At 62.7% G+C, this 20,404-nt stretch carries 22 protein-coding genes; 10 read left to right on the top strand and 12 right to left on the bottom strand.

What is annotated here, in order from left to right:
* Positions 1–74: 74 nt before the first annotated feature.
* The 5 genes from BHMPCIPO_RS16995 to BHMPCIPO_RS16975 all read right to left on the bottom strand — a co-directional run bounded on the left by BHMPCIPO_RS16995 (position 75) and on the right by BHMPCIPO_RS16975 (position 4,336).
* Positions 75–1,028, bottom strand: coding sequence for an ABC transporter substrate-binding protein (locus BHMPCIPO_RS16995; protein WP_173517854.1), 954 nt, complete (start codon positions 1,026–1,028; stop codon positions 75–77).
* A 142-nt stretch (positions 1,029–1,170) separates the two neighbouring features.
* Positions 1,171–2,355 (bottom strand): dual-specificity RNA methyltransferase RlmN, encoded by a 1,185-nt coding sequence (gene rlmN / locus BHMPCIPO_RS16990; protein WP_490243275.1) that lies wholly within the window; start codon positions 2,353–2,355, stop codon positions 1,171–1,173.
* Positions 2,356–2,692: 337 nt separating this feature from the next.
* Complete coding sequence (locus BHMPCIPO_RS16985; RefSeq protein ID WP_173517852.1) at positions 2,693–3,196, bottom strand: invasion associated locus B family protein; 504 nt, start codon at positions 3,194–3,196, stop codon at positions 2,693–2,695.
* Between the two features lie 396 nt (positions 3,197–3,592).
* Positions 3,593–3,970: a YkvA family protein gene (locus tag BHMPCIPO_RS16980; RefSeq protein WP_173517851.1), complete on the bottom strand. Its 378-nt coding sequence runs from the start codon at positions 3,968–3,970 to the stop codon at positions 3,593–3,595.
* 48 nt (positions 3,971–4,018) lie between these two features.
* Positions 4,019–4,336, bottom strand: a complete 318-nt coding sequence (locus BHMPCIPO_RS16975) for a 4a-hydroxytetrahydrobiopterin dehydratase (RefSeq protein WP_173517850.1) — start codon at positions 4,334–4,336, stop codon at positions 4,019–4,021.
* Between the two features lie 87 nt (positions 4,337–4,423).
* Between BHMPCIPO_RS16975 and BHMPCIPO_RS16970 the strand changes: the two genes are divergently transcribed.
* Complete coding sequence (locus BHMPCIPO_RS16970) at positions 4,424–4,900, top strand: low molecular weight protein-tyrosine-phosphatase (RefSeq protein ID WP_173517849.1); 477 nt, start codon at positions 4,424–4,426, stop codon at positions 4,898–4,900.
* Here BHMPCIPO_RS16970 and thpR read toward each other — a convergent pair.
* Entirely contained in the window at positions 4,837–5,427 is a 591-nt protein-coding gene (gene thpR / locus BHMPCIPO_RS16965) for an RNA 2',3'-cyclic phosphodiesterase (protein ID WP_173517848.1), read from the bottom strand. The two genes, BHMPCIPO_RS16970 and thpR, sit on opposite strands and share 64 nt — an antisense overlap.
* 114 nt (positions 5,428–5,541) lie before the next feature.
* Positions 5,542–6,183 (bottom strand): arylesterase, encoded by a 642-nt coding sequence (locus tag BHMPCIPO_RS16960; RefSeq protein ID WP_173517847.1) that lies wholly within the window; start codon positions 6,181–6,183, stop codon positions 5,542–5,544.
* A gap of 65 nt (positions 6,184–6,248) precedes the next feature.
* Between BHMPCIPO_RS16960 and BHMPCIPO_RS16955 the strand changes: the two genes are divergently transcribed.
* From BHMPCIPO_RS16955 to BHMPCIPO_RS16940, 4 genes are all read left to right on the top strand, one after another.
* Positions 6,249–6,974: an ABC transporter ATP-binding protein gene (locus BHMPCIPO_RS16955; RefSeq protein ID WP_173517846.1), complete on the top strand. Its 726-nt coding sequence runs from the start codon at positions 6,249–6,251 to the stop codon at positions 6,972–6,974.
* A complete protein-coding gene (locus tag BHMPCIPO_RS16950; protein WP_173517845.1) occupies positions 6,971–9,523 on the top strand; it encodes an ABC transporter permease in 2,553 nt (850 codons plus the stop codon). Before BHMPCIPO_RS16955 ends, BHMPCIPO_RS16950 begins: the two co-directional genes overlap by 4 nt.
* A 224-nt stretch (positions 9,524–9,747) precedes the next feature.
* Positions 9,748–10,485, top strand: coding sequence for a Bax inhibitor-1/YccA family protein (locus tag BHMPCIPO_RS16945; protein WP_173517844.1), 738 nt, complete (start codon positions 9,748–9,750; stop codon positions 10,483–10,485).
* A gap of 121 nt (positions 10,486–10,606) precedes the next feature.
* On the top strand, positions 10,607–11,164 hold the full coding sequence (locus BHMPCIPO_RS16940; RefSeq protein WP_173518202.1) for a GNAT family N-acetyltransferase: 558 nt from the start codon (positions 10,607–10,609) through the stop codon (positions 11,162–11,164).
* Between the two features lie 223 nt (positions 11,165–11,387).
* Here the strand turns inward: BHMPCIPO_RS16940 and BHMPCIPO_RS16935 are convergent, their stop codons facing one another.
* The 3 genes from BHMPCIPO_RS16935 to acnA all read right to left on the bottom strand — a co-directional run bounded on the left by BHMPCIPO_RS16935 (position 11,388) and on the right by acnA (position 15,780).
* Positions 11,388–11,792 (bottom strand): DUF2794 domain-containing protein, encoded by a 405-nt coding sequence (locus BHMPCIPO_RS16935; RefSeq protein WP_065374081.1) that lies wholly within the window; start codon positions 11,790–11,792, stop codon positions 11,388–11,390.
* A gap of 310 nt (positions 11,793–12,102) precedes the next feature.
* Positions 12,103–12,876, bottom strand: a complete 774-nt coding sequence (locus tag BHMPCIPO_RS16930) for a DUF1223 domain-containing protein (protein WP_173517843.1) — start codon at positions 12,874–12,876, stop codon at positions 12,103–12,105.
* 213 nt (positions 12,877–13,089) lie between these two features.
* Positions 13,090–15,780 carry an aconitate hydratase AcnA gene (acnA, locus tag BHMPCIPO_RS16925; protein ID WP_173517842.1) on the bottom strand — a complete coding sequence of 897 codons (2,691 nt, stop codon included), beginning with the start codon at positions 15,778–15,780 and terminating at the stop codon, positions 13,090–13,092.
* 269 nt (positions 15,781–16,049) lie between these two features.
* Between acnA and ccmA the strand changes: the two genes are divergently transcribed.
* From ccmA to BHMPCIPO_RS16900, 5 genes are all read left to right on the top strand, one after another.
* Positions 16,050–16,700 (top strand): heme ABC exporter ATP-binding protein CcmA, encoded by a 651-nt coding sequence (ccmA, locus tag BHMPCIPO_RS16920; RefSeq protein WP_173517841.1) that lies wholly within the window; start codon positions 16,050–16,052, stop codon positions 16,698–16,700.
* Between the two features lie 51 nt (positions 16,701–16,751).
* Positions 16,752–17,411 carry a heme exporter protein CcmB gene (gene ccmB, locus BHMPCIPO_RS16915; RefSeq protein WP_173517840.1) on the top strand — a complete coding sequence of 220 codons (660 nt, stop codon included), beginning with the start codon at positions 16,752–16,754 and terminating at the stop codon, positions 17,409–17,411.
* A 164-nt stretch (positions 17,412–17,575) separates the two neighbouring features.
* Entirely contained in the window at positions 17,576–18,346 is a 771-nt protein-coding gene (locus tag BHMPCIPO_RS16910; protein ID WP_173517839.1) for a heme ABC transporter permease, read from the top strand.
* Entirely contained in the window at positions 18,343–18,519 is a 177-nt protein-coding gene (gene ccmD, locus BHMPCIPO_RS16905; protein WP_173517838.1) for a heme exporter protein CcmD, read from the top strand. Before BHMPCIPO_RS16910 ends, ccmD begins: the two co-directional genes overlap by 4 nt.
* Positions 18,516–19,124 carry a DsbE family thiol:disulfide interchange protein gene (locus BHMPCIPO_RS16900; protein ID WP_173517837.1) on the top strand — a complete coding sequence of 203 codons (609 nt, stop codon included), beginning with the start codon at positions 18,516–18,518 and terminating at the stop codon, positions 19,122–19,124. The genes ccmD and BHMPCIPO_RS16900 overlap by 4 nt, the downstream gene beginning before the upstream one ends.
* Positions 19,125–19,151: 27 nt before the next feature.
* On the opposite strand, the gene BHMPCIPO_RS16895 is transcribed toward BHMPCIPO_RS16900, so the two are convergent.
* Both BHMPCIPO_RS16895 and BHMPCIPO_RS16890 read right to left on the bottom strand, forming a co-directional pair.
* Entirely contained in the window at positions 19,152–19,745 is a 594-nt protein-coding gene (locus BHMPCIPO_RS16895) for a DUF2585 domain-containing protein (RefSeq protein WP_173517836.1), read from the bottom strand.
* A complete protein-coding gene (locus BHMPCIPO_RS16890; RefSeq protein WP_173517835.1) occupies positions 19,742–20,374 on the bottom strand; it encodes a septation protein A in 633 nt (210 codons plus the stop codon). Before BHMPCIPO_RS16890 ends, BHMPCIPO_RS16895 begins: the two co-directional genes overlap by 4 nt.
* Positions 20,375–20,404 lie beyond the last annotated feature (30 nt).

The following is a 20,404-nucleotide window of genomic DNA, read 5'->3' as shown; positions in this document are numbered from 1 at the left end:
CATAGCGAACCGCCCCCGTATGGAACGGAGGCGGGTAAAACGCAACAAACTTGAACCTGAAAAGGCCGAAAGCCTTATTCAACGACGCGCGTTGCGCGCTTTACGACACTTTCCGGGAGGGTGACGCCCATCTTCTCGGCGGCCTTCTTGTTGATCACCAGGTCGGAACCAGCAGCGACCTTCACGGCGATGTCACCCGGGTTTTCGCCCTTGAGGATGCGAACGACGACGTCGCCGGTCTGCTTGCCGACGTCGTAGTAGTTGAAGCCGAGGGCTGCCAGCGAGCCGCGGGCAACGGAGTCCGTGTCGGCGGTGAAGAGTGGCAGCTTGGCTTCCTCGGCAACGGCGACGGCGCCTTCGAGGGCGGAGATGATCGTGTTGTCGGTGGGCACGTAGATCGCATCGGCGCGGCCGACGAGAGCGCGGGCCGCACCCTGGACTTCGGCCGACTTCGTGGCAGCCGACTCTACGACAGTCATGCCGGCCTTTTCGGCTTCGGCCTTGAGCACGGCGAGCAGCGAAACGGAGTTGGCTTCACCGGAATTGTAGAGGTAGCCGATCGACTTGGCGTTCGGCAGGATCTCCTTGATCAGCGCCACGTGCTCGCCGACCGGCGACATGTCCGAGAGGCCGGTGACGTTGCCGCCGGGCTTGTCCATGTCCTTGACGAGCTGCGCGCCGACCGGATCGGAAACGGCGGTGAAGACGACCGGGATGTCGCGGGTCGAGGAGACGACGGCCTGGGCGGACGGCGTCGAGATCGGCACGATCACATTCGGGCCCTCGCCGGCGAACTGGCGGGCGATCTGCGCGGCGGTCGCCGGGTTGCCCTGGGCCGACTCGTAGATGAACTTGAGGTTTTCGCCTTCCTTGTAGCCGGCGGCGGCCAGCGCATCCTTCACACCGTCGCGGGCGGCATCGAGCGCCGGATGCTCGACGATCGCGGTCACGGCGACGGTCACCTCATCGGCACGGGCGGGCAGGGTGAATGCCACCGTAGCGGCAAGGGCGATGAGAAGTGAGCGCATGGGTTGTCCTCCTGAAATGATTTCCGCCTTCTTAGGAAACCGAGGACATGAAATCAATCGATAGGAACTGGATCATTCATCAAAGTTCTTCATCGATTCCCAAGGCTGAAGACCGCGGAGCCTTGTATTGTCTCCCTCGATCTCAGTCTTCACCGTGATTGGCGATCATCATCGCCTCGAAGGCCAGGCGATCGACCTTGCGCATGCGCTCGGATTCGGACTTCAACTGGCCGCAGGCGGCGAGGATGTCACGGCCGCGCGGCGTGCGGATCGGCGAGGCGTAGCCCGCCTGGTTGATGAAGTCGGCGAACTTCTCGATCTGCTCCCAGTCGGAACACTGGTAGTTGGTGCCCGGCCAGGGGTTGAACGGGATCAGGTTGATCTTCGCCGGAACGCCCTTCAGGAGCTTCACCAGTTCCTTGGCGTCTTCCAGGCTGTCGTTGACGTCCTTCAGCATCACATATTCGAAGGTGATGCGGCGGGCGTTCGAAAGTCCCGGATAGGCGCGGCAGGCCTCCATCAGTTCCTTCAGCGGATACTTCTTGTTGATCGGCACCAGCAGGTCGCGCAGGTCGTCGCGCACCGCATGCAGCGAGATCGCCAGCATGACGCCGATTTCCTCGCCGGTGCGGTAGATCTCCGGCACGATGCCGGAGGTCGAAAGCGTGATGCGGCGCTTGGAAAGCGACAGGCCCTCGCCGTCGGACGCGATCAGAAGGGCGGTCTTGACCTCAGCGAAATTGTAGAGCGGCTCGCCCATGCCCATCATGACGATGTTGGTGATCTTGCGGCCCTCGGCCGGCACGATCGCGCCCTGCGGCGTGTCGCGCTCCGGGAAATCGCCGAGGCGGTCGCGCGCGAGCAGCAACTGCGCCAGAATTTCCTCCGCCGTCAGGTTGCGCACCAGCTTCTGCGTGCCGGTGTGACAGAAGGAGCAGGTGAGCGTGCAGCCGACCTGGCTCGAAATGCAGAGCGTGCCGCGGCCTTCCTCGGGAATGTAGACGGTCTCGATCTCCACCGGGCGGCCGGCGCCGCGCGCCGGGAAGCGCAACAGCCACTTGCGGGTGCCGTCGCCGGAGATCTGCTCCTCGACGATTTCCGGCCGGGCGATGGTGAAATGCTGTTTCAGCATCTCGCGCATGTCCTTCGACACGTTCGTCATATGGTCGAAGTCGGAGACGCCGCGCACATAGAGCCAATGCCAGAGCTGGCTGACGCGCATCTTGACCTGGCGCTCCGGCACGCCCCGTTCGACCAGCGCCTTTGCCATGTCCTCGCGCAGGAGGCCGATCAGCGACGGCTTTTCCGCCTGGGGCGTTGCGCGCATCTGCGGCGTCTTGACAATCTCCACCCGGTTCAAAATTTCAGTGGCTGCCATGCTCGTGATGTCCTGTCATACGGCGTGAGGCCGTCCGGAGAGCGGGTCCGGAAATCGTCCTGATGCGCGAATTGAAATCGGTCGAGCCATCGAAAGCGGCCAATCGGGGCGCGGAGGCTCTCAAGTTGGGCCGCGCTTTAGCATTGTTTTGGCCGGGAGTCACGCGGCAGACCCCGGGAACGCAGAAGGCCGGCTTCGCAGCCGGCCCCATGCCTGGTTTTTCGCCTTCAGACGTCACGCAATCGTGTTGCAAGACCGCTGCACAGTTTTGCGCGACATGGCTGGATTACTTGCAGGCCTCGATCTGCTTCAGCGCAGCGGAAATGCCCGAGAGCGAATAGGAATAGGAGGTTGCCGTGCCCTTGCGCGACTTGGCGTTGACCGCCATGGCCTTGCCGTTCTTCATCGCGGCAACGAGCGCCGGTTCTTCCGCCGCGTTTTCGACCCAGGCGGAGTTGCCCTTGGTGAACATCACGAAGGTGCGGCCGTCGATGACGACGTTGACCTTGGAGTTCTCCTGAAGCGGGTAGCCCATCATCGCCTGCGGTTCGTAGCTGATGTTCTGGCCCGGGCGCTGGGATACGAGGAAGAAGATGTCGCCGTGGTCGACGCCGGCCGGGCTCTTTTCCTTCGGAACCGAGAGGACGTAGCAGACCTTGCCGCCGCCGGCATTGTAGGAATAGGCGCCCCAGGCGTTGAACTGCTGGATGCGCGTCGGAGACTGGGCGGCAGCCATGCTGGCGGTTGCCAGAACGAATGCGATTGCGGTTGCGATCTTTCTTACAAACATGAGGTCCTGCCGCTTTTCTTGCTCTTCGATCACCCGAAACAGGTCAGACGGGCGACGCGTCGTCATCATTTGAGTTTGTTTTGACTTAATTCAGGTTACCAAACCGTCAACGATGGTCGAAAACCGCCGGTTTAGCCCCGAAACGGAGCGATTTGCTCCATTGTCCGGCGCCGTTCGACCGGTGATTCGTACCTTCGCCGGACCAAGGATCGATGTCGGATTCGCGGTACTTCGGAATGCTGTTCCGGAAGGATTCCTGCCCAAGCCATTGAATGACGCCGAACGCGCCAAAGCGCGCGACCGACCCCATTCGCATGTCTATGCCACAAAGAATCGGGCAAGAGTTTGACTTTTTGGCGGGAATGGGGCGCCACAACCCAGGAGGCCAATCTCGGTTCAATCTTGCGGAGTGTCGGCAAGGGTCTCGTCAGCCTTGGTGTAGTGCGTTTCCTTGATCTGGCCGCTGATGGCGGCGAAGGCCGCGGTCAGCACCGCGACGTCGTCGGAGAAGCCGACGACAGCCAGCATGTCGGGGATGATATCGATCGGCAGCACGAAATAGGCGAGTGCGGCAAGCAGGATGCCGCGGGTCCGCGTCGGCGTTTGCGGATCGATGGCGCAGTAATAGGCGGCGACGAGGTCGCGGCTGAAGGGGATCTGCCGTGCTGCCCGGCGAAACGTCGGCCAGAAGCGTCGCTTCACACGCTTTTCCCTGCGCTCCTGCTCGGATTCTTCGCCAGGCAAGAGAATTTCACCGATCTTGATGTCGTCCATCGTCCCGCTTCCGCTGTTGCAGCGCTTTCAATATGGGACTTGTGTTCCCTATTTCAAATGATCGGGCATGCGACCCGCTGCCGCCTTGTCCATCCGGGCCGCCAGCTTGAAGTCCAGCTCCGTCAACCCGCCGGCGTCATGGGTCGTCAGGGTCACGTCGACACGGTTGTAGACGTTGAACCATTCCGGATGATGGTTGAGTTTTTCGGCAACGATCGCGCACTCGGTCATGAAACCGAAGGCCTCGACGAAATTCTTGAAGCGGAAGGCCTTCCAGATCGAGTTACCGTCTTCGGCCCTGACCCAGCCCTCCATCTTGTGCAGGTTTTCGGCAATCGTCGCTTCGCCGAGCTTTTCCGCAGTCATCGTCTCTCTCCCTCGCATCCGCCTGTTCTCAGACCGAGCTGTCGCGTATAAGCGTCCGCTGTCTCCAGCCTTTCAAAACTGAATAGCATGAAACCGGTCAGAGTTCTTTTCGTTTGTCTCGGCAATATCTGCCGGTCGCCGCTGGCCGAGGGCGTGCTGTGTGCGTTGGCGGAGCAAAAGGGATTGGCATCGGCGCTGCAGGTGGATTCGGCCGGAACCGGTGCCTGGCACATCGGCGAACCGCCCGACGGCCGCTCGATCCAGGCGGCGCGTCGGCATGGGATCGATATCTCGGCCCAGCGCGGGCGCCAGCTCCGGGCCGAGGATTTCCGGGATTTCGACCTGATCCTCGGCATGGACGAGAACAATGTCCGCACGCTGAAAGGGCTGGCGCCTGAAGGCGCGGCAGGGAAAGTGCATCTTTTCCTGAACTATGCCTCAGGCCGCAGCGAAGACGTGCCGGACCCCTATTACGAAGGCGCGGACGCCTTCGAGGCGCTCTACCAGATGCTGGAGGCCGGATGCTCGTCGTTGCTCGTAAGGCTCGGCGAGCGCACTTCGTGAAGCGGGAAGACCTCCTCCGTGAGGTAAGGCCCGCCACCGACCGAATCGCGCGATGACAGAAGCACGAAGCGCGAGACGGTGAAGAGCGAGGTCATGAAGTTGCCGCGCCCGGAGAGGTATTCGACGACATCCTCGACGCGGCTGGAGCGCAGCCGGGCGAGCGTCACATGCGGTGTGAACTTGCGCGGATCCGGCTGCAGACCGAGCCGCTGGCAGATGCGCTCGATTTCGGCCTGCAGCGCATACATTTCCGGCTGGTTAGTGACCCCGGCCCAGACCGAATGCGGTTTCTTGGAGCCGAAGGCGCCGGTGCCGGTCAATTGAAGCTGGAATTCCGGTCTTTCGATCCGATCGAGCTTGTCGATGATCTCGTCGGCGGTGCGCCAGTCGACGTCACCAATGAAGCGCAAGGTGATGTGGTAGTTCTCCACATCTATCCAGCGAGCTCCGGGAAGTCCTCCGCGCAGCAACGAAAGACTCATTGCTGCATTGCGCGGAATTTCGAGGGCGGTGAATAGTCTCGGCATGGCGAGCTCCCCGAATCTCTTGCAGATGTCTCAGCGAATCACGCATCGAGTCTGCACGCAACTAGTATTTGACACTTACGAATATTAACGTTCTCTTAACTGTGGACGATGTCATCACTCCGTCTTATTCAATGTTGCCAGAAAGCGTTCGACCACGGGCAATGCCTTCTCGACCATCACGCCGACGCCGTCGCCATTGGGATGAATGCCGTCTTCCAGCTTGAGCTTCGCCTCGGTCACCACGCCGTCGAGGAAGAACGGGTAGAGTTCCAGCCCATATTTTTCGGCGAGCTCCGGAAAGATCGGGTTGAAGCGGGCGGCGTAGTCCGCGCCCATGTTCGGCGGCGCCATCATGCCGGCGAGTAGCACCGCTATGCCTCGGTCCTTGAGCCGGGTGATCATCGCCTCGATGTTCTTGCGGGTGGCTTCCGGCGGGATGCCGCGCAGCGCGTCGTTGGCGCCGAGCTCGAGGATCACGCCCTTCGTGCCATCAGGCACAGACCAGTCGATGCGGGCAAGACCGCCGGATGAGGTGTCGCCGGAAACGCCGGCGTTCGCGATCGTCACGTCGAGGCCCTTTTCCTTCAGCGCCTTTTCGAGCCGAGCGGGGAAGGCGTCCTGCGGCGGGAGCTGATAGCCGGCCATCAGGCTGTCGCCGAACCCCACAAGGCTGATCGTCTCGGCACGCGCTGTCGATGATAACGCAATTGTCATCATCAGTGCCAAGAAAACCCGTTGAAATCCTTTTAATGCCATGGGCCTGTTCCTAAATCCCGAATGCCGTTTCTGTTCCCCATTTCGTTCATATAGGGTTGTTTCCCTTGGCCAGCACCATCATCGAACTCAAAAACGCGGATCTGACCCTCGGGGAGGCGGCAGCCTCGGTGCACGTGCTGAAGGGCATGAACCTCACGATCAACGCCGGCCAGTCCGTCGGCATCGTCGGTCCGTCGGGTTCGGGAAAGTCGACCCTGTTGATGGTGCTTGCCGGGCTCGAACGGCTGGATAGCGGCGAAATCGTCATCGACGGCACGCCGTTGCACCGGCTCGACGAGGACCGGGTGGCGGACTTCCGCGGGCGCAACATCGGCATCGTCTTCCAGTCCTTCCACCTCATCCCCAACATGACCGCGCTCGAAAACGTCGCGGTGCCGCTCGAACTCGCCAATGTCGCGGGCGCCTTCGAGATCGCGCGCAAGGAACTCGTCGCCGTCGGCCTCGGCGAGCGGCTCAGCCACTATCCCGGCCAGCTCTCCGGCGGCGAGCAGCAGCGCGTGGCGATCGCTCGCGCCTTGGCGCCTTCGCCGAAACTGCTGATCGCCGACGAGCCGACCGGTAACCTCGACGCCGAGACCGGACGCCAGATCGCCGATCTGCTTTTCGCCGAACAGCGTGACCGCGGCATGACACTCGTTCTCGTGACGCATGATGCGGCTCTTGCCGCACGCTGTGTGCGGCAGGTCCGCGTCCGCTCCGGCGAAATCGTCGCCGGCGGCGAGGCGGAGCCGCTTGTGGTGACGCCGCGCCAGGAGGCGGCTTCGGCATGAACGGCGTGTCACCGGTTCGGCTGCGGCCGCTGCTTGCCCTTCGCCTGGCGCTGCGCGAAATGCGCGGCGGGCTTCGAGGTTTCTACATATTCCTCGCCTGCATCGCGCTCGGCACCGCGGCCATTGCCGGCGTCAATTCGCTGTCGCAATCGATCACCGCGACGATCGCTACGCAGGGGCAGGAACTGCTCGCCGGCGACATCCGCTTCGAGCTCAACAACCGCGTGGCGACGACCGACGAGCGGGCCTATCTCGACACGCTCGGCACCGTTGCGGTTTCCGCCGGCTTGCGCTCGATGGCGCGGTTGCCCGACGGTTCCAACCAGGCGCTGGTCGAAGTGAAGGCGGTCGATGCCGCCTATCCGCTCTACGGCGCACTGGAAAGCGAGCCGAACCGTCCGCTGCGTGAACTGCTGGCGCGCGATGGCGAGACCTTTGGCGCCATCGTGGCACCGCTGCTGCTCGACCGCCTGGGCGTACAGATGGGTGACGAGATCCTTCTCGGCAACGCCAAAATCCGGATCACCGGCACGATCCTGCGCGAGCCGGACGCCTTGTCCGACGGCTTCGGCTTTGCGCCGCGCCTGATGATCTCGGCCGAAGCGCTTGCGGCCAGTGGCCTGGTGCAGACGGGAAGTCTGGTCGAGCACAGCTACAAGGTGAAGGTCGCCGATCCGGCACAGCTTCCGGCCATTCGTGCCGATGCCGAGAAGCGCTTTCCGGCAGCCGGCTGGTCGATCCGCACCAGCGCCAACGCCGCGCCGTCACTGACGGCGAACATCACCCGCTTCTCGCAGTTCCTGACCCTCGTCGGGCTGACGGCGCTGATCGTCGGCGGCGTCGGCGTTGCCAACGCGGTGCGCGCCTATCTCGATCAGAAGCGCAGCGTCATTGCGACCTTCAAGTGCCTGGGTGCTCCTGCCTCGCTGGTGGCGATGATCTATCTGGCGCAGATCCTGATGATCGCCCTGATCGGCATCGTGATCGGCCTGATCCTCGGCATGCTGATCCCCTTTGTCGCAGCGCAGTTCCTCGCCGACCTGTTGCCGATCTCGACCGAGTTTCATCTCTATCCGGGCGCTCTCGGTCTTGCCGCGCTCTTCGGCGTGCTGACGGCGCTGACCTTCGCCATCCTGCCGCTCGGGCGGGCGCGGGCCATTCCGGCCACCGCGCTCTTCCGCCAGCAGGGTTTCGACCCCTCGGGCTTTCCGGCATGGCCCTATTTGCTGGGCGCCGTCGCCTGTCTCGCCGCGCTGGCGGGGCTCGCGATCTGGACGGCCTACGACCGCTATATTTCTCTGGTGTTCCTCGGCGCGATCGCCTTCGCCTTCATTGTCCTGCGCGTCGTCGCGCTGCTGATCGCCTGGCTTGCGCGCCGCAGCCCGCGGGTCAACTCGCCGGCCCTGCGGCTGGCCATCGGCAACATTCACCGCCCTGGTGCGCTCACGCCTTCCGTCGTATTGTCGCTCGGTCTCGGGCTGGCGCTGCTCGTGACACTGGCGCTGATCGACGGCAATCTGCGCCGCGAACTCACCGGCAACATGGCGGAGCGGGCGCCGAACTTCTTCTTCGTCGATATCCAGGGCAGCGAGATCGACGGCTTCCGCTCGGTGCTGAAGCGGACGATCCCGAAGGGCAAGGTCATCGAGGTGCCAATGCTGCGCGGCCGCATCATCGCCTTCAACGGCGAGGACGTGAACAGCCGCAACGTTCCGCCCGGCGGCCAATGGGTACTGCGCGGCGACCGCGGCATCACCTATGCCAAGAACAAGCCCGAGAACTCGACACTGTCCGAGGGTACATGGTGGCCGGCCGACTATAGCGGCGAGCCCCTGGTCTCCTTCTCGGCGGAAGAGGCCGGCGAACTCGGCCTGAAGATCGGCGACACCGTGACCGTCAACGTGCTCGGCCGCAACATTACCGCCAGGATCGCCAATTTCCGCAATGTCGAGTGGGAATCGCTTTCGATCAACTTCGTCATGGTGTTTTCGCCGAATACCTTTGCCGGTGCGCCGCATGCGTGGCTGGCAACGGTCATCGATCCGGAAGCGACGCCGGAAGAAGAGGCTGCGGTGCTGAAAGCCGTCACCAACGCCTATCCGACGATCACCAGCGTGCGTGTGAAGGATGCTCTCGACATCGTGAACGGGCTGCTCGGACAGTTGGCAACGGCGATCCGGGCCGCGGCCGCGGTGGCGCTCGTGGCGTCCGTCCTGGTGCTTGCCGGGGCGCTTGCCGCCGGCAACCGGGCGCGTGTCCATGATGCGGTCGTCCTGAAAACGCTGGGCGCGACGCGCGCGACCCTCATCCGGGCCTTCAGCTACGAATATGCCATTCTCGGCCTTGCAACCGCGGTTTTCGCCCTGTTTGCCGGCGGTGTTGCCGCCTGGTTCGTCGTCAGCCGCATCATGACGCTGCCGTCAAGCTTCCTGCCGGATGTCGCCATCCTGACCGTCGCCGGGGCCCTGGTGATGACCGTTGGCATCGGTCTTGCCGGTACGTGGCGCATTCTCGGGCAGAAGGCGGCGCCGGTTCTGCGCGAGCTCTGAGTGCGTGCAGTTAACCGTAAATCCCCGTCGCGCTTGCCGGAAACGGTCGGATGCGTTCGAATCCAGGGGCTTCGGGTCTTGTACGCAACGGATTTCGGCATCATATTTATCCACAGGCATGCTGGAGCTCCGCAGCGGCGCCTGGGCGTGGAAGCCGGCCTTCCTGAGCGAGACCGTTCGCCGCCCGACACCGTAACTTCCACCGGAGCTTAAATGAGGAAACAATGGCTGATCTGAGAAACTACCAAACCCGAATGTCGCCCGCCGGCGCTCAGGCGGGTGCCGTGATCGATGAAGGCCTTCGTGCTTACATGCTGAAGGTCTACAACCTGATGGCGCTGGGGCTGGCGATCACCGGCGTGGCAGCTTACGGAACCTATGCGCTTGCCGTCTCCAATCCGGCATTCGCCCAACTTATCTACGGTTCGCCTCTGCGGTGGGTCGTGATGCTGGCGCCGCTGGCGATGGTCTTCTTCATGAGCTTCCGCATCAATTCGATGAGCGTCTCCGCAGCGCAGACGGCGTTCTGGATCTACGCTGCCCTGATGGGCCTGTCGCTGTCGTCGATCTTCCTGGTCTTTACCGGCCAGAGCATCGTGCAGACGTTCTTCGTCACGGCCGCGTCGTTCGGCGCCCTGTCGCTTTACGGCTACACGACCAAGAAGGACCTGTCGGGCTTCGGCACGTTTCTGATCATGGGCCTTTTCGGCCTGATCATCGCGTCGATCGTCAACATCTTCCTTGCTTCGTCGGCCCTCGGCTTCGCGATCTCCGTGATCGGTGTGCTGATCTTCGCTGGCCTTACCGCCTATGACACGCAGAAGATCAAGGAAATGTACTACGAAGCCGATGACAGCACCGTTGCTGGCCGCAAGGCGATCATGGGCGCGCTGACGCTCTACCTCGACTTCATCAACCTGTTCATGTTCCTGCTGCAGTTCCTGGGCAACCGGAACAACTGAGCACGAAACGAATGACGGAAAAGGCGGCTTCGGCCGCCTTTTTTGTTGCCCACTTATGTTGATCGCGTCCCGGCTCCGTGGGAGTGAAGGACGATGAAACCTCGAGATGCAGTCTATCGCCATGTCCCTGAGTTTGCGTGACGCCACCTTGGCCGACCTTCCCGTCATCACCGGAATCTACCGCGAATCCGTCCTGAACGGTGTCGCCACCTATGAGATCGTGCCCCCTTCGGAGGCGGAGATGCGAAGCCGCTTCGAGACGATTGTCGGCAACGGTTACCCCTATATGGTCGCATGTAACGCCAGCGGATCGATCATCGGCTATGCCTATGCGTCCGCCTTCCGGACGCGCACGGCCTATCGCTTCCTGGTCGAGGATTCGATCTATCTGGCGCCGGAAGCGCGCGGCAAGGGCGCCGGCAGGGCGTTGCTCGCCGAACTGATCCGTCGCTGCACGGAACTCGGCTTTCGGCAGATGGTCGCGGTGATCGGCGGCGCCCATCCGGCCTCGATCGCGGTGCACCGCTCCCTCGGCTTCGAACTCCAGGGTACGATGAAGGCGACCGGCTTCAAGCATGGCCGCTGGCTCGATACGGCGATCATGCAGCTCGCGCTCGGCGAGGGGCAGGCGAGCGATCCACCGGAAGACGTCTATCCGGACACGCTCTATCAGAGCTGATTGCCGACAGGTCGGACGGCAGGCTCGGCGTGCGCTGCTTGCAGTCAGCCTTGCGTTCGGGCCAAAGCCATTCGCCGGCAGAAACCGCTGCGCATCGCACCGGGCTGCTGATGCAGATCGGGCCTTGAAGCGTATCGCGATCTTTCGGATCGCTTTTTGCGTTTTAAGACCTTGATATTTCGCATGTCGCGCAAAGCCGCTGCGCACATTTGCGCGGCATGCCTCAGGTTTCCACCAGCTTCAGGACCTTGTCGAACACCTTGAGCACTTGGGCGAGCTCGTGGCCGCGTTTCAGGATCGTGCCGTGAATGTTCAGCACGCTATAGGCGCCCTGTTTCGTCGACAGCTTCGGGTTCTTCTCGATCCGGTAGAGCGGCATCTCCCCCGATCGCTTGAACACCGAGAAGACCGCTCGGTCCTTCAGGTGGTCGATGGCGTAGTCCCGCCACTCACCCTCGCCGACCATGCGACCGTAGACCCAGAGGATCTGGTCCAGCTCGCGGCGATGGAAAGTGATGGGGGGAGGGTTCTTGGCGTTCTTGTATTCGTGAAGATCGACAACCACTTCGGAAGTGGTCTCGCGCTGATGGCGCGCCTCGCCTTGCGGCAAATCCGGCTCATCGGTCATCGGCAATCCGGCCTTCTGTTGTGACAGAACGATAACAGTGTGCCTGACGTGAGCCGAAAAGCAAGCCGGAAGCCGTTGGACGATGAGGGCATTTCTTGCCTCTGCCCCATTTCAGTCAAATCGCCGCCCCAATTCACCGCAAAACTCGCGGGCGCTGACGGACAGAGTCGTTGCCACCGTATGTCCGGTCAGGTCGTCATGCTGCGGGAGTTCACCGAACGCAGCCATGGCCGGTTCGGTCCGGTAACTTCGAACCCTCAGCCCCAGCCCCTCGATGCTGCCGGGCCGAACCACCCCCTCGCGCTTCGCGCTAGAGTTTGCCCTGGGGACCGGCGAGCACGGCGGTTGCGCCGACGATCGCGCCCGGCGTCTCCTTGTCCTTCATCGACTGCAAGAGAACGGCACAGCCACCGTTGCCGGGGCGTTCGGTCAGCACCGTTGCAGGAAGGGTGAAGCTTGCCGGTTTTCCATCCCACATGCCGATGGTCTGAATGTCGCGCACGGCATGCCAGTAGGGGATTTCCTTGCCGCTGTTCTCCCCCTTCTCCATCTTCACGACCTTCGCACGGTCGAAATAGACGACGACGACGTTCGCCTTGCCGATGCCGCTGCCGATGTTGATCTGGATCTCTTCGTCCTGGATCTTCGCATCGACGGGTACGGCAAGCCCCTTGCCTTCGGCCTTCATCGTTTCCAGCCGCGTCTTGATCGCCTGAAGGTTGCCGCCGTTGAGATGGTCGCGGCCATTCAGAATGGCCTGGGGCGTATAGACGCCATTGCGACCGAGCATGCGGGCATAGGCATATTGCCGCTCGGTATTTTCCTTGGAGGCGAGCGTGTCGGCCCAGCCGAGATAGTTCCAGTAGTCGACGTGATAGGCGAGCGCCACGACGTCACCGTCATCGACCAGCGTCTTCAGCGCTGCGTCCGCCGGCGGGCAAGAAGAACAGCCCTGGCTGGTGAACAGTTCAACGACGCCTTTGATCACCTGTCCGTCCTGTGCCCCGGCCGGTGCACCAGCGGCTGTGAACAGCCCGAAAGCCAGTGCAAAAGGGCGAATGAAAGAACGGTCTGCGGATGTCATGGCGTCACTTCGTTGGGGCCGTCGGCCTACTCCTTGTGGGGGAGTTAATTACATACGCCGGCCAGGCATCAACGGAAAGTCACGTTGGAGTGAGATCGCGGGTGAGTGCGGCCTTGTTGCGGGCGTCCGGCATTTGGCGGCCAGAGAAGAAAGAGCCGGGGCGCCTTTCGGCGTCCCGGCTCCCATGTTTCACGGCATGTCGACCGCGGCCGATCAGGCGGCCAGGTCGCGCAGAACGGTCTGCAGGATGCCGCCGTTGTTGACGTAGGTCACTTCGTCCAGCGTATCGATGCGGCAGATCAGCGGAACTTCCTTCACGCTGCCGTCGCCATAGGTGATCCTGGCAACGCGCTTCTCGCGCGGCTGGACATTGGCGAGGTTGTCGATGGTGACGACTTCATCGCCCTTGAGGCCCAGCGATTCCCAGGTCGTGCCCTCTTCGAAGACGAAGGGGATGACGCCCATGCCGACGAGGTTCGAGCGGTGGATACGTTCGAAGGACTGCGCGATGACGGCCTTGACGCCCAGCAGGTTGGTGCCCTTCGCGGCCCAGTCACGGGACGAACCGTTGCCGTATTCGACGCCGGCGAAGATGACGAGCGGAACGCCCTCTTCCTTGTACTGCATGGCCGCGTCGTAGATCGACATCTCTTCCTTCGACGGATAGTGGATGGTGTAGCCACCTTCCTTGCCATTCGGGCCGAGCATGTGGTTGCGGATGCGGATGTTGGCAAACGTGCCGCGCATCATCACCTCATGGTTGCCGCGGCGCGTACCGTACTGGTTGAAGTCGGCAACGCCGACGCCATGACCGATGAGGTAGGAGCCAGCCGGCGAAGCGGCCTTGATCGAACCCGCCGGGGAGATGTGGTCGGTGGTGATCTTGTCGCCGAAGAGACCGAGAACGCGAGCGCCCTTGATGTCGGAGATGCCCGAGCCGGCCTTGCCCATGCCGACGAAGTACGGCGGGTTCTGCACATAGGTCGAATCCTCGTCCCATGCGTAGGTCTGCCCGGCCGGAACCTGAACGGCCTGCCAGTTTTCGTCGCCCTTGAAGACGTCCGCGTACTTCGTCGCGTAGAGCTCGCGGGTGACGTACTTGAAGATGAACTCCTGGATTTCCTTCGAGGTCGGCCAGATGTCCTTGAGGAAGACCGGCTTGCCGTCCTTATCTTCGCCGATCGGCTCCTTGGTCAGGTCCTTCTGCACGGAACCCGCGAGCGCGTAGGCGACGACGAGCGGCGGCGAAGCGAGGTAGTTCGCCTGAACGTCAGGAGAGATGCGGCCTTCGAAGTTGCGGTTGCCCGAGAGAACGCCGGCGGCGATCAGGCCCTTGTCGTTGATCGTCTTTGAGATCGGACCCGGCAGCGGTCCGGAGTTGCCGATGCAGGTCGTGCAGCCGAAGCCGACGAGGTTGAAGCCAAGCGCGTCGAGGTCCTTCTGCAGGCCCGACTTGGCGAGGTATTCGCCGACGACCTGCGATCCCGGTGCCAGCGAGGTCTTGACCCAGGGCTTGGACTTCAGGCCCTTGGCAACCGCGTTGCGGGCGAGCAGGCCGGCCGCGATCAGCACCGACGGGTTGGAGGTGTTGGTGCATGAGGTGATCGCGGCGATCGCGACATCGCCATGGCCGAGGTCGTAATCCGTGCCTTCGACGGCATAACGGTTCGAAAGCTGGCCGGGCTTCTTGTAGTCGTTTTCGAGCGCGGTGGCGAAGCCGGAAGCGATGCTTTCGAGCGCGATGCGGCCTTCCGGACGCTTCGGGCCGGCCATCGAGGGAACGACGTCCCCGAGGTCGAGTTCGAGCGTGTCGGTGAAGACGAGATCGGCGCCGTCGCCTTCGCGCCACATGCCTTGCGCCTTGGAGTAGGCTTCGACCAGCGCGATGCGCTGTTCTTCACGGCCGGACATGGTGAGGTAGTTGATGGTTTCGCTGTCGACCGGGAAGAAGCCGCAGGTCGCGCCGTATTCCGGACCCATGTTGCCGATGGTCGCACGGTCGGCGAGCGTCATGTTGTCGAGGCCCGGGCCGAAGAATTCGACGAACTTCGAAACCACGCCCTTCTTGCGCAGCATCTGAACGACCATGAGCACGAGGTCGGTGGCGGTGACGCCCTCTTTCAGCTTGCCGGTCAGCTTGAAGCCGATGACTTCCGGCAGCAGCATGGAGACCGGCTGGCCGAGCATTGCGGCTTCAGCCTCGATACCGCCAACGCCCCAGCCGAGAACGCCGAGGCCGTTGATCATGGTGGTGTGGCTGTCGGTGCCGACGCAGGTATCCGGGTAAGCGGTGATTTCGCCGTCTTCTTCGCGGGTCCAGACCGTCTGGCCCAGATACTCCAGATTGACCTGGTGACAGATGCCGGTGCCGGGCGGAACGACGCGGAAGTTCTTGAACGCCTGCTGGCCCCACTTCAGGAAGCGGTAGCGCTCGCCGTTGCGCTGGTATTCGAGTTCGACGTTGCGGGCAAAGGCGGTCGCCGTGCCGAATTCGTCGACGATGACCGAGTGGTCGATGACGAGGTCGACGGGAACGAGCGGGTTGATCTTCTCCGGGTCGCCGCCGAGCGAGACCATGGCGTCGCGCATGGCAGCGAGGTCGACGACGGCGGGAACGCCAGTGAAGTCCTGCATCAGCACGCGGGCCGGACGATAGGCGATTTCGTTTTCAGCCGTGCCCTTGTCGTTGAGCCAGGCGGCAACGTTCTCGATGTCCTTCTTGGTGACGGAACGGCCGTCTTCGTTGCGCAGCAGGTTCTCGAGCAGAACCTTCATCGAGTAGGGGAGCCTGGACACGCCGGCGAGACCGTTCGCCTCAGCCTTGGGCAGGCTGTAATAGACGTAGTCCACACCGTTGACGGTGAGCGTGGAGCGACAATTGAAGCTGTCTAGGGATTTGGACACTGGATAATACCCCGTTCCGTCTGATCGCCAAAAACTGACGTACGAACGCCCGAGCGCCTGTGAAGCGCAAATTGGGATGCGGGTGCGGCCATTTCCGCTGTCCGTACGTGGAAATTCATTCCATGTTCGGCGCTAGGATGAAATTCACGCCGACCGCTGGCGTGTTGGCCGCCTTATAGATAATTTCTCCAAAACGTGCCAGAGCAACGAAGGTTCAATTGGAACTTTTTTTGCTCTGCGGAACACGCGCGAAGGGAAGACAGATATTCATGCGCCTGCTGGCTGAAGGTTTGAGTGCGAAGCGCGGCGAGGATCTGATTTTTAACGATATTTCCTTTGCGCTTGATACGGGCGAAGCTCTTGTCGTGACGGGTCCGAACGGCTCGGGCAAGTCCACGTTGCTCCGGGTTCTGGCAGGTTTGCTGAGGCCGGAAAGCGGGCACTTGAAACTTGAGAATGGCCCCCCGGAAATAGCCAGTCCCACAGAGGTCAGCCACTATCTCGGTCACCGCAACGCGATGAAGCGCGAACTGACCGTCGCAGAAAATCTTTCCTTTTGGCAGCGTTTCATGGGCGATTCGCCCGGTGGCGATGGCGTCACTCTCCATGAGGCCGTCGAGGCGGTCGGTCTGCCTGACATAGCACACCTGCCCTTCGGCTACCTCTCGGCCGGCCAGCAGCGCCGCATGGCGATGGCGAAGCTGCTCGTCGCCTACCGCCCGATCTGGATTCTCGATGAGCCGACCGCTGCCCTCGACGCCGGCGCCGACCGGCTGTTTGCAGATCTGGTGAAGGCGCATCTTGGCAAGGGCGGCATCGTAGTCGCAGCGACACACCAGCCGCTCGGGCTCGATCAAACGAAGGAATTGCACATGAAGGGCTTCGAGCATCTGGCGGGAGGGCTCTGGCATGATGCGTAGGGGCGTGATGCATAGAAGCCTGTCCGCGCTCGCTGCCGCGAGACTGGCGGCATGATGGCGCTCTTCTTCCGCGATCTGAAGCTGTCGATCCGTGCCGGCGGTGGCGCCATGATCGGCGTACTCTTCTTCATGACCGTGGTGGCGGTCATTCCCTTCGGCGTCGGCCCGGATCTGAACCTGCTTGCGCGCATCGGTCCGGCGATCCTCTGGATCGGCGCGCTGCTTGCCTCGCTGCTCGGCCTCGACCGCCTGTTCCAGGCGGAGCGGGACGACGGTTCCCTCGATCTGATGCTGATGCAGGAGACGCCGCTGCTCTTCACCGTCTTCGTCAAATGCGCGGCCCATTGGGCGGCGACCGGCCTGCCGCTGGTGATCGCTTCGCCTCTGCTCGGTCTCTTCATGAACATGAGCGAGATGGCGATCGGCGCTACCATGCTGACGCTTCTGATCGGCACGCCGGCGATCACCTTCATCGGTGCGGTCGGCGCCGCCGTCGCCGTGTCGCTGCCGCGCGGCGGGCTGCTCGTTTCGATCCTGGTGCTGCCGCTGGCCATCCCGGTTCTGATCTTCGGCGTCAGCGCGGTCTATGCGGCGATCGAGGATCCGGCGCCGTTCCTGCCGCCCTTGATGATCCTCGCGGCGATCACCCTGTTCTTCGCCGTCATCGGGCCGGTTGCCGCCGCAGCCGCACTTCGGCACGCGTCCGATTGACGCAATCGGAACGGATCGGCTGAAACTGTTTGCGGTTTTCCGTCGCACTCGGCGCTAAGTCATTCAGATCGATCACGTTTATGATTGGCGGCCCAAACTGATCGTGATCGGCCGATTGACGGGGATCAATTGCAGCAGAGGGGCTTAAGCGTTAAAGAGCCATCATGAGCGAAAACAGCCTGGCCATCCGCAAATTCAGTGACCTCGCCAACCCGACACGGTTCCTGGCGTTGGCCGACCGTCTGCTGCCTTGGCTTGCCGGCCTGGCGGCGCTGTTCTTCATCGCCGGCCTCTGGCTTTCCTTCACCACCGAAGGCGACTATCAGCAGGGCGAGACGGTGCGCATCATGTATGTGCACGTGCCCGCCGCCTGGTTGTCGATGATGTGTTATTCGGTGATGGCCTTGGCAGCCCTCGGCACGCTCGTCTGGCGCCATCCGCTCGCCGACGTCTCCTCGCGTGCCGCGGCGCCGATCGGCGCCTGTTTCACCTTCCTGGCGCTCGTCACCGGTTCGCTCTGGGGCAAGCCGATGTGGGGCACCTGGTGGGTGTGGGACGCGCGGCTCACTTCGGTCTTCGTGCTGTTCCTGATGTATCTTGGGCTGATGGCGCTCAACCGCGCGATCGACGATCCGGCACGCTCCTCCAAGGTTTCCGCGGTGCTGGTGCTGGTCGGCTTCGTCAACATCCCGATCATCAAGTTCTCGGTCGAATGGTGGAACACGCTGCATCAGCCGGCGAGCGTCATGCGGCTCGACGGGCCGACGATCGATCCGGAGTTCCTGTGGCCGCTGATCGCGATGGCAATCGCGTTCACGCTTCTCTTCTTCACGCTGCACATCGCCGCCATGCGCAACGAAATCCTGCGCCGGCGCGTCACTGCGCTGCGCCGTCTGGCGGCGCGCAGCGCCGGCAGGGGAGCCCGCACGAAATGATGAGCCACGCCGCTTACGTCTTTACGAGCTATGGAATAGCGACGCTGACCGTCCTCGGCCTGATTGCCTGGGTCGTGCTCGATGGGCGCGCGCGTCGGCGTGAGCTCGCCGAGCTGGAAGCGTCCGGCATTCGCCGGCGCTCGGCCGAAGCGGCATCGGGAGAGACACGATGACCAGCACCCCTGCGCCCGGCGGCGAAGAGCGCAAACCCGGCCCCTTGCGTTTCGTGCTCGCGGCACTGCCGCTCATCATCTTCGCCGGGCTTGCGGCGATCTTCTGGAGCCAGCTCAATTCCGGCAAGGATGTGAGCGAGATCCCGTCGGCACTGATCGGCACCAAGGCGCCGAAGCTCGACCTGCCGGCGCTCGAAGGGGCGACCCGCGACGGCCAGCCGATGCCGGCGCTGACCGATGCTGCGATCAAGGGCAAGCTGACGCTCGTCAACGTCTGGGCCTCCTGGTGCGTGCCCTGCCGTCAGGAGCATCCCTTCATCCTCGAACTGTCCAAGGATCCGCGGCTTACCGTCGTCGGCATCAACTACAAGGACCAGAACGAAAACGCCCTGCGCTTCCTCGGCGAACTCGGCAACCCCTTCTCGGCGATCGGCGTCGACCCGCGCGGCAAGGCGGCGATCGATTGGGGTGTCTATGGCATTCCGGAATCCTACCTCGTCGGACCTGATGGTACGATCCTCTACAAGCGCGTCGGTCCGTTCGACGAGAACAGCGTCAAGACCGGCCTGCTGCCGGCGATCGAGAAGGTCGCTGCAGCGGGATGAGGGGCGGAGCCGAAGTCTGACGCCCGCCTAAATCCCCGCCTGCCATTCCCTGATGGCATCGAGCGGCCAGGCCAGCATCAGCACGTTCAGCGTGAGATTGTCGCGGATCAGCCAGCCGGTGAAGAGCTCGAAGACGATGGCGACCGTCACCGTCAGCCAGATGGGCATGCGGGCGGCGAACAGGAAGCCGGCGACCATGGCCAGCGTGTCCATGGTGGAATTGAGGACGCTGTCGCCGAAATAGTCGAGCGAGATGGTTGCCGAGCGATAGCGGTTGATCACCATGGGGGTGTTTTCGGCAATCTCCCAGGCGGATTCGATCACCGTTGCCAGGAAGAGCTTTGCCGACAGCGGCTTGCCGCGCAACAGCAGGTGACCGAGACCGTAGAACAGGAAGCCGTGGATGATGTGGGACGGCGTGTACCAGTCGGCGATGTGCTGCGAGTTGCCGCTGGATTTTACCACGGGCTCAAAGAGTTTGACGTAGCCGCACTCGCAGATCCAGAGACGTCCCATCAGATGCTGGGTAATGATCTGGATGATGAGGACCGCAAAACAGGCGGCCAGCCAGAGGAGTGCGCGACGGTTGCGGCTGTCATTCTCCTCGATAGCGGTGCTCACTCGGCGTGCTCCTGGTCAAGCGAGTGCTTCATGATCAATGGCATCTGGGCGAGCGTGAACAGAATGGTGATCGGCATCGTGCCCCAGACCTTGAAGGCGACCCAGAAATCAGTCGAGAAGGAGCGCCAGACCACCTCGTTGAGCACGGCCAGGAACAGGAAGAACAGGCCCCAGCGCAGCGTCAGTTTGCGCCAGCCGGGTTCGTCGAGCTTGAAGGCGGAGTGGAAGACGTAGCCGAGCAGTGACTTGCCGAAGAGGAGGCCACCGAGCAGGATCGCGCCGAACAGCGTGTTGACGATCGTCGGCTTCATCTTGATGAAGGTGTCGTTCTGCAGCCAGAGCGTCAGCGCGCCGAAGACGAAGACGACGATGCCCGAGATCAGCGGCATCATCGGCAGCGTGCGGGTGAGCATCCAGGAAACGGCGAGCGCAATTGCGGTCGCGGCCATGAAGAGCCCGGTGGCGATGAAGATCGGACCGCCGAGCTCGGCGAGCGTCGGGAAATGCCCGGCCAGCCATTCGCCGCGCGAATTGGCGAAGAAGAAGACCATCAAAGGCCCAAGCTCCAGCACCATCTTGAGCAACGGGCTGACTTCCTTCTGCGGCTTGGTAGCCTCGATCGTCGACATCTGGGGGTCCTGTTTTCGCATGTGCCTGCT

Origin of the sequence: Ensifer sesbaniae (genome assembly GCF_013283665.1) — a bacterium.
GTDB lineage: Bacteria > Pseudomonadota > Alphaproteobacteria > Rhizobiales > Rhizobiaceae > Ensifer > Ensifer sesbaniae.
The sequence above is the reverse complement of the archived record's forward strand: the minus strand, read 5'-3'. Positions and strand labels throughout refer to the sequence as shown.